Raw genomic sequence first — 17,278 nt, forward strand, 5'->3', positions numbered from 1 at the left:
AGCATCACCAAGAAAAAAGTGGAATCAGAGATTCAAGAGATCGATGGTTTTGAGAAGAATAAATCTTAAGTAAATAGTAAAGCGATTCATGGAAAATTTCTGGCAAGCCTGCTCGTCACAATTAGAACAGGAACTCACGCCTCAGCAATTTAGTGCTTGGATCAAGCCTTTAACAGTAGTCGACTTTGAAGAAGGTCGTCTGCGTATTGGCGCACCTAATCGCTTTAAATTAGATTGGGTCAAAGCCCAATTTGCAGGACGTATCACCGAATTCGCCTCTCAGTTTTGGGATGACACTGTTGATGTCGAATTTATCATCGACCCACGTGCAGGCAAGAAACCCGTATCGACTACCACCGCGCCCGCCAATTTAGGTGAAGGCAGTGGTGCTGATCACAGTCAACGTACATCACAAGCAGGTACCAGCGACCTCGTTCATCACGACCCCGTGCCAGAAACAGCACCGCGTCGTGATAACTCACGCATCAATTTTGATCTAACTTTTGATAGCTTCGTTACCGGTAAGGCCAATCAATTGGCGCGGGCGGCAGCAATTCAAGTGGCGAATAATCCTGGCGTTTCCTATAACCCACTATTCTTATATGGCGGCGTGGGCTTGGGTAAGACGCATTTGATTCACGCCATCGGCAATCAGATCTTGCACGACAAACCGAACGCACGTATTCGTTATATCCACGCCGAACAATATGTACGTGACGTGGTGACGGCGTATCAGAAAAAAGGTTTTGACGATTTCAAACGTTACTACCATTCGCTCGATTTGCTCTTGATCGATGATATTCAATTCTTTGGCGGCAAAAGCCGTACGCAAGAAGAATTCTTCTATGCATTTGAAGCGCTGATCGCGGCTAAGAAACAAATCATTATTACCAGTGATACCTACCCAAAAGAAATTTCGGGCATGGATGATCGCTTGATTTCGCGTTTTGATTCCGGTCTGACGGTCGCGATTGAACCGCCAGAGCTAGAAATGCGCGTGGCGATCTTGCTCAAGAAAGCATATACAGAGGGCGTCAATTTCTCTGACGACGTCGCTTTCTTTGTGGCCAAGCACTTGCGTTCTAACGTGCGTGAACTTGAAGGCGCTTTGCGTAAGATCTTGGCGTACTCGCGTTTCCACGGCAAAGACATCACGATTGATGTCGTCAAAGAAGCGCTCAAAGATTTGTTGTCGGTACAAAACCGCCAGATCTCTGTTGAAAATATTCAGAAGACAGTGGCTGACTTCTTCAATATCAAAGTCGCCGATATGTATTCCAAACGTCGTCCGGCGAATATCGCTAGACCACGTCAGATCGCCATGTATTTGGCGAAAGAATTAACGCAGAAAAGTTTGCCAGAAATTGGCGAGTTGTTTGGTGGACGTGATCACACGACGGTATTGCATGCTGTACGTAAAATCGCCGCCGACCGCGCCAAGAGCCCAGAATGCAATCACGAATTGCATGTCTTGGAGCAGACCTTGAAGGGATAGTGGTAAGAAGTATTTTGTCATTCCCGCGAAGGCGGGAATCCAGTGGCGTAAAAAGCACTGAAAGCAATGAATCGGCTGTAGCAGTAAATACGAAAGGCGCTGGGTCCCTGCCTCCGCTGGGACGACAGTAAAAGATTTTAAGCAGTAAAGCGGCGTAGGATTTACGCAAAATTGGCCACCAGGTTTGGGCAGTTTTTCGCAAGTCCTCCCAATGTGAAGTAAATGCAGCATCCTTAGGAGTGAGGCAACTGCGTTGGCTAGGCGTGGAACCGAAAACACGGTGAACACAACAAAGCCAGCGTTGATTGTGCCGAAGTCCTAATCCCTTAACATTGATTGAGAGAGGATACAAAATGCAATTGGTCAAAACCCACAGGGATACCCTACTGCGGCCCCTGCAAATTGTGAGTGGTATTGTCGAGCGTCGGCACACATTGCCGATTCTGGCCAATATCCTCATCCGCAAAGACGGCGAAAAAGTATCGTTCTTGTCGACAGATATCGAAGTGCAAATTACGACGCACGCTGAAATCGGTTCCGGTGGCGATGTCACGGCAACGACAGTGGCGGCACGTAAGTTGCTCGACATCTTGCGCGCCCTGCCAGATGACAATGACGTCACCTTGAAGCTCGACAATAAAAAGATGAGTGTGCAATCAGGTAAGTCACGCTTCTCTTTGCAGACCTTGGCGGCGGAAGAATTCCCAACCGTGGCACAAGCCGAGCATTTCAATGCTAGCGTGAGCTTGCCGCAAAAAGCCTTGAAACACTTGTTCAACATGGTGCACTTCTCCATGGCACAACAAGATATTCGTTACTACTTAAATGGCTTGTTATTAGTCGTTGATGGTAAAAACGTGATTGCGGTGGCGACTGACGGTCACCGTTTGGCTTATGCGCAAGTACAAGTTGAGCAAGAATTCGCGCGTCAAGAAGTCATCATTCCACGTAAAACGATTTTGGAATTGCAACGTCTGTTAGAAGACAAAGACGACAACGTGCAACTCGATATCGCCAACAACCAAGTTAAATTGACGTTTGCCGACATCGAATTGATTTCGAAATTGGTCGAAGGTAAATTCCCCGACTTCAATCGCGTGATCCCTAAGGGTTACAAAAACAATTTCACCTTAAGCCGTGAAAAATTGCTGCGCTCTTTGCAACGCGTTGCAATTATGACGTCGGATAAATTCAAAGGCGTCCGTTGTGTGATCGAACCAGGTTTGATGCGCATTTTGTCGACCAATGCTGATCAAGAAGAAGCGGTCGAAGAAATCGAAATCGATTACGGTGGCGATAGCGTCGATATCGGTTTCAACGTGACGTATTTGTTAGATGTATTGAATAACCTCAAAGTTGATCAAATCAACATCGCTTTGGGCGATTCGAATTCATCTGCATTGATCACGATTCCTGACAACGGTGATTTCAAATACGTTGTCATGCCGATGCGGATTTAATTCCATTAAAGTTAAGTAGTAACAGGGGCAAGCTTGCTTGTCCCTGCGTTCATTTGAACTAGTAAATTTGTTATTTCAGAAGGTAGCCATGTCCGAGAATACCCAAGACAACACACCAGCCGCTCCAGAACCAACGGGTGCAGCCGCATCTGCAAGCTACGGCGCGTCCTCGATTCAAATTCTCGAAGGTCTCGAAGCCGTACGTAAGCGTCCCGGCATGTACATTGGCGATACTTCTGATGGCACGGGTTTGCATCACTTAGTGTTCGAAGTGTTGGATAACTCCATCGACGAATCTCTAGCAGGCCACTGTACTGAGATCAACGTCACGATTCATACCGATAATTCGATTTCGATTACCGATAATGGCCGTGGTATTCCAACTGGCATCAAGTGGGACGATAAGCACGAACCAAAACGTAGCGCGGCCGAGATCGTGATGACTGAACTCCACGCCGGTGGTAAGTTCGATCAAAACTCTTACAAAGTGTCTGGTGGTTTGCACGGTGTGGGTGTGTCTTGCGTGAATGCACTCTCGAAATTATTGAAGCTGACCATTCGTCGCGACGGTAAATTGCATACGATGGAATTCGCCAAAGGCGTGGTACAAAATCGCGAATTGGAAACCATCGACGGCGTATTGTGCTCACCAATCAAAGTCGTAGGCGATACAGACAAGCGCGGTACTGAAGTGCATTTCTGGGCTGATGAAGAGATTTTCAGCCACGTCGAATTCCACTACGAAATCTTGGCGAAACGTATTCGTGAACTCTCGTTCTTGAATAACGGCGTACGCATCAAGTTGAACGACCATCGCACAGGCAAAGAAGAATTGTTTGCGTTTGAAGGTGGTACACGCGGTTTCGTTGAATACATCAACAAAAACAAATCTGTTTTGCACCCTACCATTTTCCAAGCTACTGGCGAGAAAATGTCGGACCAAGGCACTAACATTACTGTCGACGTTTCTATGCAATGGAACGACGCTTACAATGAACAAGTGCTGTGCTTTACCAATAATATTCCGCAACGCGACGGTGGTACTCACCTCACCGGTTTGCGTGCAGCGATGACACGTGTCATCAACAAATACATCGAAGAACACGAATTCGCGAAAAAAGCGAAAGTCGAAGTTTCTGGCGACGATATGCGCGAAGGTTTAACTTGCGTATTGTCTGTCAAAGTACCCGAACCAAAATTCAGTTCACAAACCAAAGACAAGTTGGTGTCATCTGAAGTACGCGGCCCAGTGGAAGAAATCGTCACCAAAACACTGACCGACTACTTAATGGAAAAACCAAACGACGCCAAAATCATTTGCGGCAAAATCGTTGAAGCGGCACGAGCACGTGAAGCGGCACGTAAAGCGCGTGAACTCACCCGTCGTAAAGGCGTGATGGATGGTTTGGGCTTGTCTTCCAAATTGGCCGACTGCCAAGAGAAAGATCCAGCGCTGTGCGAACTCTACATCGTCGAGGGTGACTCTGCGGGCGGTTCAGCTAAACAAGGTCGTGATCGTAAGTTCCAAGCGATCTTGCCATTGCGCGGTAAAGTATTGAACGTAGAAAAAGCACGTTTCGAAAAAATGTTGTCGTCTGAGCAGATCACCACGCTGATCGCTACACTCGGCACCAGTATCGGGCCTGACGAATTCAACGTCGAAAAGTTGCGTTACCACCGCATCATTATCATGACCGATGCGGACGTCGACGGTGCCCATATTCGTACGCTGTTGTTGACGTTGTTCTACCGCCAAATGCCACAACTGGTAGAACGCGGTCACATCTACATCGCACAACCACCGTTGTACAAAGTCAAAGCAGGCCGCGACGAACGTTATCTCAAAGATGATGCCGAAGAAGCGAGCTACATGACTACGGTAGCATTGAACGGCGCCGCTTTGATTCCAAGCACAGGTGCAGAACCTATCGTCGGCGAAGCATTGGGCGAATTGGTACGTCAATTCAACTTGGCCAACGCCATTATGACTCGCTTAACGCGCGTGATCGACCGCGCTGCTTTAACCGCGATCATGACCGGCGTAGCCTTGAAGATGGACACCCAAGAACACGCAGAACAAACTGCTCAAGAGTTGACCAAAGCGATGAACGACCCAGCGGTCAAAGCCGTGGTACGCAGCGACGAACTCTCAGGCATGCTCAGCTTGCGCATCGAACGCATGTTCCATGGCAACGTCAAAGTCAGTAGCATCGATGCCGACTTCGTTGACAGTAGTGATTACAAAGTCTTGGAAAACGCCGCGCAAACTTTCAAAGGTTTGTTAGGCGAAGGCGCATTCATCCGCCGCGGCGAAGGCGAAAAAGCCAAAGAAACCGCAGTACAAGATTTCCACCACGCGATGTTATGGCTACGCGAAGAAGCAGAACGCGGTGTTTCCAAACAACGCTACAAAGGTCTGGGCGAAATGAATCCAGAACAATTGTGGGAAACAACGATGGACCCAACAGTACGCCGCTTACTCAAAGTACAAATCGAAGACGCAATTGCTGCGGACCAGATCTTTACGACATTAATGGGCGATGATGTGGAACCACGTCGTGCGTTTATTGAGTCGAATGCTTTACGGGCTGGGAATATTGACGTTTGATTTTTGTTTGAATCTGAGAGAGCCCAACTCCGAGTTGGGCTTTTTTGTTGGACTGTGAATTTCAGAGTTGAATTAGAATTGTTTGAACGAAATCTCAGCTTTAAAGTTGTGCCATTTCGTGGAATTGTCAAAAAGCGATAAAGTGGTTATTGAATCTTGACAAATTCTAATTTACTAAGAAAAGATTTCGCTACGATTGGCGTTGAACTGAAGCTGCTCCTTTCAACCCCTTCTTTTGGTTTAGCGGTAACTCAAATTTTTATGAATTTCTAATGACGGAAAATGACAATTCAAATTTAAAGAAAGATTTTGTTGATCGGCTGCATGGATTAAGTCCATATGTCGGTCGATTGGCAGTTCATCGCGCAAAAATTCTTATTTCTCAATACACAACCGCGGGTAATACACTTTTAGATCCGTTTTGTGGCTCTGGCACAATCCCTTTAGAAGCTTGGAAATATGGGTTAAATGTTTTCGCTAGCGATCTCAGTCCATACGCGATAGCGCTTACGAGAGCAAAATTATTTCCGTATCAATCAGTTGAATTAGCGTTGAAACGAATCGATAAATTCACCGCGCTGGCTGAGCGCGAACGCAAATTAGTCGATTTGCGCACGGTGCCGATGTGGGTAAGAGATTTTTATCATCCTGAAACATTACGAGATGCAATTGCGTGGGCATGCGTTCTTAGGCAACAAAAATCTTGGTTTCTCTTCGGTTGTTTTCTTAATTTGCTTCACCACCAACGACCTGGATTCTTATCTTTTCCGGCGAGTCACGCTACACCATATTTAAGGAGTGGAAAGTTCCCTAAGAATGACTTTCCAGAATTATATGAGTATCGAGACGTTCGGAGCCGTTTGATTAAGAAAGTAAATAGAACACTTAGCAGCCCCATTCCGTTGAATTTTGATATTCATAGAAACGTCAAATCGGTCAATGCAGCAACACGGAAAAATGGATTTGAAGCAATTGACATGATCTTTACAAGCCCTCCTTACATGTCAGGACTTGATTATGCGAGAGACAACAGACTTCGTCTTTGGTTTTGTGGTGTTAGCGATTGGACTCTGCTTGAACAGGATTTGTCGCCATCTCGCAAACCATTTTCGGATTTAATGTGTAAATGTTCAAAACGGTGGCAGGAGAATCTTAAACAGCATGGGCATCTGGCAATTGTTTTGGGAGATATACATCGAGACAAGAAGAGGATAGATGTCGCAAAGATCGTGTTAGAAGCTGTAACTTCAAGTGCACCGAGATTAAGGCTCATCGCTTGCGAAGACCAAGTTTTGCCAGATGAAAAGCGCTTAATTAAAGGAAATGCGGGAACTCTTAAAGAGACCACTTTGATATTTAAGAAAGTCTAATAATGCTGATTGAAAATCCAACACAATGGGTGGGAAAAGTTATCGAAGAATATGAGTTGAAATCGATACTTGGGAACGGAAAAATTGGATACGTCTTTCTGGCGGAACATAAAGTGCTCGCGGAAGCCAAGAGGGCATGCAAAATTATTCGGAGTGATCAACTCAAAACAGGGTGGGAACTTGAAATACAAAAAGTGAAAGCGTTATCAAGTGTTCCGCAAATCGTTGACATTCAATCTTGGGGTGAAATTCTCGATGAAAAAGGTGATTCCTTCACTTATATTAACTACCAATACATTGATGGCGAAAACTTAACTCAATACCTTAGTCGAGAGAAAAACCTTTCAATCACTTTTTTGCAGGCGTTAGGTGAGGCACTCATTTATGCAAAACACGCATGTGATGCAATGGATTTGAAGCATGGTGATTTACATGAAGGTAACATCTTAATTTCAAAACCAGACCCGAGGCTTCCAGATAATCCAATTCGAATCTATGTCACAGATTTTGGTTGTGGTGGTTCACGCAATCAGCTCGATCCAAAACCAGACTCGCAGCAAGTTAGTTCGATCATGTGTCGGTTGCTTAAAAGCGTTAGAATCGATCAGCTTGAGGCAACCGAGCGATCAATTAGAGAGAAACTTATTATTTTTTTTGGTAAGGAATTCACGGATTCTTATCGAATGAATGTTTCAAATAATATCGAATCTACAAACCTAAATTTATGGTCTCTATATAAAAAAAGAATAAGTGAAGCCCAAGTAGATGCCGCAAATGCCGGCCGAGGTAGGAGTGAAATTAACGTTGATGACTATTTAAATGCAGAGGCATTAGGATATCGACAGGATGAATGGCAGAACCTATTTGTGCCAGAAATACTCGGCGCGAGTGCTTTTACAAGTAGGAACGTCACCGTAATCACTGGTGCTCGAGGATGCGGTAAAACGATGGCGTTCCGAAGGATGACACTCTTCCTCGATGAGTTAATTGGCGAATCCTCGGGTGTACAAGGTGCCGATGGTGTTCTCGGATTTTATTTGAATTGTCGCGATATAGTTGAGGCTTTCCCATACATTCCTTCGAAATTACATGACGGGCAACGCCGCCAACTGATTCATTACTTTCATTTATGTTGGCTACATGAAATTTTCCGTGCCTTTGGACAAAGAAATATACGTGAGTCGCTGAGTTACGAATGGGTTTATAACTGGCTGGAAAAGAAATTTGGAAATGAGTTTGAGCGACCATTGCTTACAGGGGTAGAACCTCTGACATTTCTCTCCAATTTTCTTGGAAACCAAAAAGAAAAATGTCGCTTAAGTCAAAGTAAGAAACTAGATCATTGGAACTTAGACCAAATCGATCTTTTAGATGAGCTTTATGCTGTTGCGTCTGAAAATATTCACTGGATTCAAGGCAAGCCATTTTTCTTCTTTCTGGATGACTATACCATTCCCCTGTTGAATGTTGCGTTACAAGGCACATTAAATCCAATCATCTTTAAGCGGAGAGCAAATCTTTTTTTCAAAATTTCAACGGAGGCCTCAAATAGTTTCTTGCGAATGAATGGAAAAAAGGCGCTTGAAGTTACACACGATTTTGATTTGATCGATCTCGCGAACGAGACATTGCATATTGAATACGAGGAGCGAGCAGATTTATTAAACTCCATCTTTAGACGTCGAATAAAGCGAATTGAAGAATTCCGAGAGTTAAGCTTAGGGCTTGACGAAATATTGGGAATAAGTGATTGGTCCTTCAATGAGCAAGCACGAAGGTTGCGTAGTTCAAAAGGGTCTAGTTCCAAAGCAATTTACTATGGATCAAAGGCTTTCATTAGTATGTGGTCGAGTGATGTTCGTAGTATGGTTCAATTGTTCAATGAGCTTGTTCGATCGCTAAAGGTTAAAGACGTTAGTTTACTGCCAATATCTCCAATAGATCAACAAAGCAGATATTCTGATTCTGGTGGAGAATTCTTAAACTTAACGGAAACAATTAAGGATACCGGTTTCTGGGATGAAGACGTTAATCGCGGAACAACCTCAAAGAATTTTGGTACAAAGTTAAAGGACATCGTTCAGGCATTTATTGCAATTTGTCGGTGGGAATTAATTGAGCAACCGTTGATTCAAAATCAAGACAGAGAAAATCCAAAACAAGCTTTTCGGATTGAGATAATTGATGCGTTAGAATTAACAGAAAAAACGCAGCTTTATTACAACGGACTATTGCGATGGCATGTATTCCTCCCCGATTGGCGAGGCAGGAGTGTGCGTGGCGTTATGACCCCTCGTATTTTCTTAAATCAAAGATTGATACCGTTTGCGAGGATTTCGTTTAGTAAGAAAGACAGTATTTCCTTGAGCAATAAAGAATTTCAACAGCTATTGAATGAACCAAAGAAATTTGAGCGATACTGGAAAGAAAAAAGGCGAAATCTAACAAAAGTGAAAGTGCCCCCTGAATCTGGTCAAGCGGACCTTGGATTCGATAAAATGGAATAATAATGACTCTACGAAACTTGGAACCTATCTCGTCAACCCTCTTAAATTGCCAAAACAGTGCCTTCATTTTCGCGATGGGTTTTGAAGATAGAGCCCTAGCTATTCCAAAAGAGATTTGCGCTTCCGCGGACATCACCCAACTAATTGCGATTCGATATTCACAAGCGAAGGGGAAGAATAGGGAATCCGAAGTAAAGCAAATGTTCGATTCGCATCACAAGGACCTTTCGGTTTTACCGTATTCATCTAAATCCGCTCATGAATTTGAATATAAGATTAAGGGAATCTGTAGAAAATCTTTGGCGAATTTTTCCGAAATAATTGTCGACATTTCTGCGATGTCGAAAATGTTAATCTTAGTACTTATCGTTGTACTTTTAAAAGAGAGGAAAAATATTAGAATTGTTTTTTCGGAAGCAGAAACGTATGCGCCAACAAATGTAGAGTTCAATAAGGTTTTTCAAAGATCAGGGTCGCTTTTAGCAACTTTTGCAGGGCAACCAACTTTAGGAATTTCAACGATTTTGCGTTCAACGTGTTTAAGTAGCTCACGAATGCAGGGACAACCTGTTTGCGCCGTTGCCTTCACATCTTTCAACGAAGAATTAATTCGCCATAGCATCGGTACACTAAATCCGCATCGCTTAGTTTTGATCAATGGAGTTCCTCCTTCAACAGAATCACACTGGCGAGCGTTGGCAACACAACGAATTCACAAGAAACTAATTGAGGAGTTTTCAGAAGACAATCCAATAAATCCCGAGAGTCAATTATTGGTCCGATCGACGTCGACATTAGACTATCAAGACACTTTGAAAACACTCATTGAGATTCGCAGCAAATTTAATATTTATGAGCGTCTGATATATTTCGCAACCGGCTCAAAAATGCAAACCGTTGCGTTGTCATTGTTAAAAGCTGCTTTTGATGATGTCCATATTGAATATCCGACACCTGATAGTTATTTTTTTAATGAATACTCAAAAGGAATAGGAAAACAGTGGCAGTTGCTGATCGATGCAAACACCGTGATTGATCTTCAAAAAATGGAAGCTTAGAGACTCTGCTCAATTAGAATAGAACTGGAAAAAATTGGTTGCAATGGATCTACCTCAAATGAGGTGATTATTTTGGCCTAATTTACTCCAAAACTGTAGATAAAGACCATACACCGCAATTCAGCAAGTACGTAAAGTTCTCGCCCAAGAAATTTGGTAATCTCGTGTTATCTTCTGCATCACCAAGCGGCACAAAAATCACCATCCCCTGCCGGGCTCGAGTTAACAAAACCCGATAAGCATTTTCAAGATACCGCTGTTGTTCCTCTTGCTGCCGCCGTTTCCACGTCGTTCCAGTGAACCGCCAATGCTCGAATTGACCATTGACGTAACGATAGTCTGCATCCCAGGCCACCAAACACCAATCGAGTTCAAGACCTTGGATATCGAATTCAGTCGCAACATCTTCGAGGTAATGGCATGAACGCACATCGTCCTGCTCATTCAAAAACCAATCTGCTGCAGACAGTCGATTTTTTACAAAGATACCCTCTGGTTTGAGACGTACTGCGCCAGAGGATGCAATTACTCCTTTTGTTTCATTGGCTCGTGCACGCTCTTTGATCCACGCTTTTGCGGCTTGTAAATCGCGAGTGACGACGATGGGGAATTTGTCTTTAAAAGTCTGATAAATCTCCGCCGCGGCCTGTGGATTGTTGTGGATGATGTGATGCACCATGTGCGACAGTTTCTCTGCGCGGAATGAGCGCATCGATGTGGCTAGGTGCAAACTTGGTTCTGCTTTTGCATTGGCGACAGCATCAAATTTCACATCACGACCTGCGTATTCAATCTGCGTCAGCTTATCCGAGTAAAAAACATCCCAATGCTTAAAGTGTTGAGCGAGTGCGTCTGCCCAACCTTGTAAGCCTGCTTCACCCGTGTTGATTTCTTGTCCGCCACCAATCAACGCAATGATCACGCACCAGTCTTGATGCCTATCCATGACACTGATCAGGAATTCAGGTTCTGATTGTGCGAAGTCTTTTTGACCGCGCTTGGTCGTCATGAATTTAGATGTGTTTTCTTGATCCCAAGCGCGTTGTGCCTCGTCAAAGATCACGACATGTTCAACAGGCGCGGACTTATCCTTAATGTATTCGTCTCTGAATTTGTGGATATTTTGTATCGACGCAGAGGCGGCTCGCAATGCGCTTGCTTTGTTCTTGTGCGCGTTCCTTTTGACTGAATCGCGCGCCAGTGCTTCCGTTAAAACTTCGACCAATGGGCCATTACCGGATAAGAAAACCGCTTGTTCTTCTTTTTCGATTCCTGCGTCAGTTGCAATATTGAGGCCTACCAAGGTCTTGCCTGCCCCTGGTACTCCGGTCACGAAGCATATCGTTTTTCGCTGATGTAATCGGGCGTTGTGAATGATGTCTTCCAAGGTCTTTGAAGTTAGATGCAAGTTCTGTGCGCCTGCGTCGTTTCGCGCAATGTCGTTCACATCGTGATTGGCATAGAGCGCTTGTGCAGCTTCGATGATGGTGGGTGTTGGCTTATAGGACGCATACAGCCATTCGCCTACATTGATCGTCGGCGGATTCTCGATTTGGCGAACACATTGCTCAATCATGGCTAAAACGTTTTCTTGATTGGCGCGTAGCGGCTCAAAGACCAAGTCTGCGCCGCATGTGATCGGATCATGTTTTGACTTGGCATTTGTTGCGATCAGCATCGGTACTATGCATTTGTCGTGGCTTCCCTCATGAAAATGATGAAGGTCGAGTGCGTATCCGTGCGCTTGGCGGAGGTCACTAGCGTGGTAGTCTTTGGCGCCAACCTTAAACTCGAGCACAAATAAAATGTCTTTGTAGATCAAGACTACGTCGGCACGCTTACCCATGCGTGGTATCAGAACTTCAAATAGTAGAAAACCTTCTGTGAGACCTGCCAAACATTTTTGAAGTAAATTGATTTGACTCAGCCATGCACCGGTCTGTTCATGATTGATTTCTTGTGAATGACGTTGCGTGATTTTGCCGATGATGGCGTCCGGCGACTCGCGCAAGAAATCTGGCACTTCAGCATTGTAGAATGATCTGCTCGACATACTTCTCACTCGCTCTCGAAAAGCGCAGAAGCTGGTACATCAAGTGCACGCGCTAAGCGGAAGATATTCGAAAGGCTGACATTACGTACACCACGCTCAATGCCGCTGATGTAAGTGCGGTCGAGTTCCGCGATTAGGCCCAGTTGTTCTTGGCTGAGTCCTTGAGCCAACCTCAATTCCTTGAGATGCTGTCCAAACGCGAGAAGATCTTTGTCCGCCATGCGTGCCTCGTGAAAGCGATTGAAGAATCGCCAATCATGGTGGAGTGTGACTTATAGGTCTACGGACTATGAGTCACATATTTAAGAACACAAATGAATTCTTGACTTAGTCTTTGACGACAAAGAAACTACCAGCAGATTGAAATCTCCACATCAAGCGAGTGTGGGACACTTCCCTAATCGCGCAGAACGATTAAACAGCGAGGCAACAATTGATTTCTCACGTCTTCATCGGCATCACCGACCACACGCGTGCTCATGCTTTCTATTCAGCGATCATGGATGAGCTGGGTTATGTTCTGAAATTTTCTTATCCAGAGCGATCATGGTCTGGTTGGGTGGAGCAAGGGGTGGCGCGGCCTATCGTTTGTATTGGTCAGCCGTTTAATGGCGAGCCCATGAGCGTTGGTAATGGGCAGATGCTGGCCTTGCTGGCGAAGAGTCGTAAGATCGTCGATGCCACTTACGCGAAAGCGATTGAACTCGGTGCTAGTTGTGAAGGGCCGCCTGGTCTGCGGCCGCACTACCATCCTAACTATTACGGTGCCTACTTTCGCGATTTGGATGGCAACAAGATTTGTATTTGCTGCCATGAGAGCGAAGGCATTTAGGTTTTAAATACGCCATGCATTTCATGCTGCTTGTACTTAATTTTTTGCAGGTTCTTTGAACAACCACAACACCGCCTGTTCAAAATCTTCGCGCCAAAATTTTTCATTATGTTCAGCACCCGCGACAATTTTGAGACTGAGGTTTTCGCCTGGGTGGCCGACTTTGATCAATTCCTCATACGATTTCTTGGCGTCGGCCACTTGTGAGCCGCCCTCTTTTTCTCCTGAGGCGATGTAAAGGCGCGCGTCTCTGGCGGCTGGTTGGCGAGCGATAAAGTCTAGCGATTGCTTCGATATCCAATAGGAAGGCGAATAGATGCCTGCTTTGCTAAACACTTCGGGAAATTGGTTGATGGCATAGTGCGAAATCAAACCGCCCATGGAGCTTCCCATGATGCCGGTGTTGGCGCGGTCGGGTTTGCTGCGGTAGTGTTGGTCGATGTAAGGTTTGAGTACCTTGACGATAAATTCCACGTATTGCTTGCCCTCGGCGGGGCTGAACTCTGGGTTATCCCAAGGGTTCAGCTCGTTCATGCGCTTGCTTTCGCCATTGTCGATGCCAACCACGATCAATTCAAGTTTGCCCGATGCCGCCAAGGCGTTCATGGTTTCATCAACTCCCCATTCGCCTGCATACGAAGTTCGTACATCGAATAGGTTTTGCGCGTCGTGCATGTAGAGCACAGGGTAAGTTTTGTCAGACTTGGCGTAGTCGGGCGGCAAGTAGATGCGAATTTGGCGTGAACGATTGAGCCCCGGCATAGCGAGTTTATCGGCCAAGATACTGACATTGGCTTGCGCGGTGGATTGCAGTGTTGAGTTGTCCCTCTTAGCCTCACAGGCGCTGGTCATCGCGCACAAGCTCAGCAGAAAAATCGCAATGGTTTTCATCTTGTTTGCCTTTGTTTCAATCAGGTTGGGTCGGCTGGTGCAGAATTCATGCAGGGTAAGACCATAAAACGCGTGATAAGTTTATTTACCCTGAATTTCGAGTAGACAATGAACTTTTTGGCAAGCCACATCGCTTGTAAGCGATGCTCACACTCAGCATTTCTACAACACAAAGCTATACTTTCACGCCACTAAAACCACAAACCGCACACTCCGCGTGAAATTGCTGGACGGCATGCATGCCATTGAATATTCTTTCATTATGGCAAATTTTTGCATTTGCGCATGCTTTCCTTTTCTCTAACAAATTCTGATTTGCATTAGAAAATGAACGAATTGGCAACAGCGTGGGCAAACTATCTAAATTACGTGAATCATCACGGCAACCATTGAGCAGCGCGGCGAAGTGTCTTTAGATACAACGTCGATCGACCATCAAGAATGTAGCGAAGGAGTAGGTAATGAGCGCGGACGATAAAACCATTGTTTACGGCACGGAAGACCTCTTAACCAGCTTATGTCATTCGGTGACGCGTGTCTTGAATGTGGCGACGCAGACCAAAATTCACTACTCGGCAATGGTGCAGCGTATTACCAAAATTGGTTTGAAACCGGATATCGGTTGCTTCGTCTTGTTTGATGGTGGTTTCTCTGGCTTGGTGGTATTGAATTTTTCTTCCGCCGCAGCGATGGAGATTTATGCCAAATACATGCTGAGCATGGGCATGCCAGAATCTGAACTGGCCGGGTCCTTTACTTCAGATGAGGTGTCGAATATCTTGGGCGAATTGATGAATCAAATCGTTGGTGACTTCACAGGCAAAGTTCGCCGCGAATTACAAACCAATATCACCCAAAATCAACCGAAGATGTTGGTCTTGACCAAGCAGGTGATGCTGAGTGTGGATACCCCGCTCGACCGCCCCGAAATTCGTCGCGTATCTTTCTTCACCGAGAACAACAACATCTTCTATCTCGAACTCGCGATCGATCGCACAGAGTTCATCAAATTGCATGACTTCGATGTCAGCGAAGTGCCAGACCCAGATGATCTGCTCGAATTCCAACAGGCCAACCAAGCGTCCCCAGCTCCATCCGCACCCGCAAAAGGTGGTGATGATGAGAGTGATGAGTTGTTGAAATCTTTGGGGATGTAAGTTTTCAACGGCCCAAGTCTTTAAGATTTGACCGGTACGGGTTTTAAGACGGAAGTCAAAATAGCGCGACGCAATTCTCTAAACGGCAATTTAGGGTTGGTATCGGCATTACACAAACAAGCATAGGTAAGGCCGCTTGCTGGGTGGCTCACTAGCATGCTGGCAAAGCCCATCACGCCGCCGTGATGGTGAATGATGGCAGATTGGTCGCTGGTGCTCTCGTGGTCGATTAATAAACCCAGACCATAATCAACACTCCCCATCATTTTGTCATTCGGTGAAAACCGATTCGTACTCGCTTTGCGCTTGTTGCGCAGCAGACCAGGCGCCATCAACTGCGCTAAGCTCTCAGGCGAGAATACTGCACCGCTTAAGAGTAAATGATGCCAACGGCAGAGATCGGATGCATTCGAAATCATGCCGCCGGCAGCGCCATTGAGCACCATATCTTCATAGCCCGCGTTGGTGAACGGCAGATTCGCCTCTTCGCTCAGGGCGTATCCCGCCGCGCGATATGGAACGATACGTTGCGCCACATCAAAGCTAGTTTTGCTCAACTTCAGTGGATCAAACAAGAGTGCTTTGCCAGCATCGGTGAGCGATTTCGAGGTGACATGCTCAATGATGGCACCGGCCAGGAAATAATTGGAGTTACTGTAGAGCCATGCGGTACCTGGTGCAAAATCAAAAACCTTTTTTTGTTTCGCGATCAGTTGCGCGAGTTCGATTTGATTCGTTGCCTTGATTGTGCGCGGGTCGACATCTGCATCGTGAATGCCAGCCGTGTGCTGCAAGAGTTCGCGTATGCTAAAGCTCTCTTTTGTTGCGAAATAGGGCAGGTATTTTTTGACGGGGTCATCAAGCTGCAAGGCTTCAGACTCTGCAAGTTTCAATAACATTGCCGCCGTAAATTGCTTACTGAGCGAGCCAATTCTAAAAATGCTGTCTTTGTTGACTGGTGTTCCAGTCTCGAGATTAGCATACCCCACTTGCTGCGAATAGACTTCTGCGCCTTTGTGCCATACGCTCAGTGCAATACCCGGCGCGGCGCGGCTAGAAATGGCTTTGTCTAGAGCATTGGTCAATGTATTCGATTCAAACGGCGCAGGAACTACAGGGTTAATGGGCGCTGCCGAAGTTGCAAGGTGCGAGCCGCCATACATAGCTGCACCGGCACTGAGAATACCTGTTTTCAAAAATTGTCTGCGTTGGGAAAGAGACATGTTCGCCTTTCATCTTCACCAGAATACTGTGAACAAATTAACGAAGATTGTACTCCTGCAGCTTTGAAAAATGTATTTTCTTATGACTATCAATTGAATGTTGAATCACCCTCAATCTGAGTACAATAGGGCATGCTCCGAGGCTCGTTAGAAGTGCAACCTGGATAGGCATATTGGCTTCAGCTTTTTAAAATGGAGTCCTCGAACATCGCACACACAAGAAGGAGAGCACCATGGAAATGAGGCGTATTAATGCAGGCAAATTGAGGGCGATTGGCTATGACGCTAAGGAACGCACGCTGCGCGTTGAGTTCGATGACGGCAATGCGATTGATTATGCAGGTGTGGGCAATGAAACTTGGCGTCGCTTTTCAACGGCATCATCAAGTGCGATGTGGAGCTTTTATCGCGACAACATCGAAGAGGAATTTCACGGCAAACGTGGACGTGCTGGAACGAGCTCGGCGAGCAGCCGAGCAGCTCTTGAAGATTTATTTAAAGCGCCAGACGCAGAGACTTGATTCCTGAAAAATACGAAGAAGTGCAACTAAATATACTAAGCATCTACCTGTATTAGTTCAGACTTGATCTGACACATCGACTTGAAAAGATGAGAGTTACCGG

13 protein-coding genes are annotated in these 17,278 nt (G+C 45.6%); 9 read left to right on the forward strand and 4 right to left on the reverse strand.

Translation table 11 applies throughout. The annotated features are described in order from the left end of the window. The first annotated feature begins 88 nt into the window (after nucleotides 1–88). From dnaA to H8K36_RS17345, 6 genes are all read left to right on the forward strand, one after another. A complete protein-coding gene (dnaA, locus tag H8K36_RS17320) occupies nucleotides 89–1,495 on the forward strand; it encodes a chromosomal replication initiator protein DnaA (protein WP_186917779.1) in 1,407 nt (468 codons plus the stop codon). Nucleotides 1,496–1,848: 353 nt separating this feature from the next. Beyond that, nucleotides 1,849–2,955: a DNA polymerase III subunit beta gene (dnaN, locus tag H8K36_RS17325; RefSeq protein WP_186917780.1), complete on the forward strand. Its 1,107-nt coding sequence runs from the start codon at nucleotides 1,849–1,851 to the stop codon at nucleotides 2,953–2,955. 88 nt (nucleotides 2,956–3,043) lie between these two features. Continuing rightward, the gene (gene gyrB, locus H8K36_RS17330; RefSeq protein ID WP_186917781.1) at nucleotides 3,044–5,563 is read left to right on the forward strand and encodes a DNA topoisomerase (ATP-hydrolyzing) subunit B; all 2,520 of its coding nucleotides are present in this window, start codon (nucleotides 3,044–3,046) and stop codon (nucleotides 5,561–5,563) included. A gap of 272 nt (nucleotides 5,564–5,835) precedes the next feature. Continuing rightward, nucleotides 5,836–6,933 (forward strand): hypothetical protein, encoded by a 1,098-nt coding sequence (locus H8K36_RS17335; RefSeq protein WP_186917782.1) that lies wholly within the window; start codon nucleotides 5,836–5,838, stop codon nucleotides 6,931–6,933. Between the two features lie 2 nt (nucleotides 6,934–6,935). After that, nucleotides 6,936–9,440, forward strand: coding sequence for an ORC-CDC6 family AAA ATPase (locus H8K36_RS17340; RefSeq protein ID WP_186917783.1), 2,505 nt, complete (start codon nucleotides 6,936–6,938; stop codon nucleotides 9,438–9,440). A gap of 74 nt (nucleotides 9,441–9,514) precedes the next feature. Further along, nucleotides 9,515–10,498 carry a hypothetical protein gene (locus H8K36_RS17345; protein WP_186920461.1) on the forward strand — a complete coding sequence of 328 codons (984 nt, stop codon included), beginning with the start codon at nucleotides 9,515–9,517 and terminating at the stop codon, nucleotides 10,496–10,498. Between the two features lie 82 nt (nucleotides 10,499–10,580). Here the strand turns inward: H8K36_RS17345 and H8K36_RS17350 are convergent, their stop codons facing one another. After that, entirely contained in the window at nucleotides 10,581–12,551 is a 1,971-nt protein-coding gene (locus H8K36_RS17350; RefSeq protein ID WP_186917785.1) for a DUF2075 domain-containing protein, read from the reverse strand. Between the two features lie 5 nt (nucleotides 12,552–12,556). Then, nucleotides 12,557–12,772, reverse strand: a complete 216-nt coding sequence (locus tag H8K36_RS17355) for a helix-turn-helix domain-containing protein (RefSeq protein ID WP_186917786.1) — start codon at nucleotides 12,770–12,772, stop codon at nucleotides 12,557–12,559. A 212-nt stretch (nucleotides 12,773–12,984) separates the two neighbouring features. On the opposite strand from H8K36_RS17355, the gene H8K36_RS17360 reads away from it, so the two are divergent. Next, nucleotides 12,985–13,383: a VOC family protein gene (locus H8K36_RS17360; protein WP_186917787.1), complete on the forward strand. Its 399-nt coding sequence runs from the start codon at nucleotides 12,985–12,987 to the stop codon at nucleotides 13,381–13,383. A gap of 36 nt (nucleotides 13,384–13,419) precedes the next feature. Here H8K36_RS17360 and H8K36_RS17365 read toward each other — a convergent pair whose 3' ends face one another. Then, nucleotides 13,420–14,274: an alpha/beta hydrolase gene (locus H8K36_RS17365; protein WP_186917788.1), complete on the reverse strand. Its 855-nt coding sequence runs from the start codon at nucleotides 14,272–14,274 to the stop codon at nucleotides 13,420–13,422. Between the two features lie 461 nt (nucleotides 14,275–14,735). Between H8K36_RS17365 and H8K36_RS17370 the strand changes: the two genes are divergently transcribed. Further along, nucleotides 14,736–15,431: a DUF3334 family protein gene (locus tag H8K36_RS17370; RefSeq protein ID WP_186917789.1), complete on the forward strand. Its 696-nt coding sequence runs from the start codon at nucleotides 14,736–14,738 to the stop codon at nucleotides 15,429–15,431. A 20-nt stretch (nucleotides 15,432–15,451) separates the two neighbouring features. On the opposite strand, the gene H8K36_RS17375 is transcribed toward H8K36_RS17370, so the two are convergent. After that, nucleotides 15,452–16,654: a serine hydrolase domain-containing protein gene (locus H8K36_RS17375; protein ID WP_186917790.1), complete on the reverse strand. Its 1,203-nt coding sequence runs from the start codon at nucleotides 16,652–16,654 to the stop codon at nucleotides 15,452–15,454. Nucleotides 16,655–16,887: 233 nt separating this feature from the next. On the opposite strand from H8K36_RS17375, the gene H8K36_RS17380 reads away from it, so the two are divergent. Continuing rightward, the gene (locus H8K36_RS17380; protein ID WP_186917791.1) at nucleotides 16,888–17,175 is read left to right on the forward strand and encodes a KTSC domain-containing protein; all 288 of its coding nucleotides are present in this window, start codon (nucleotides 16,888–16,890) and stop codon (nucleotides 17,173–17,175) included. Nucleotides 17,176–17,278 lie beyond the last annotated feature (103 nt).

The organism is Affinundibacterium nitidum (assembly GCF_014284155.1).
GTDB classification, from domain to species: domain Bacteria; phylum Pseudomonadota; class Gammaproteobacteria; order Burkholderiales; family Burkholderiaceae_D; genus Undibacterium; species Undibacterium nitidum.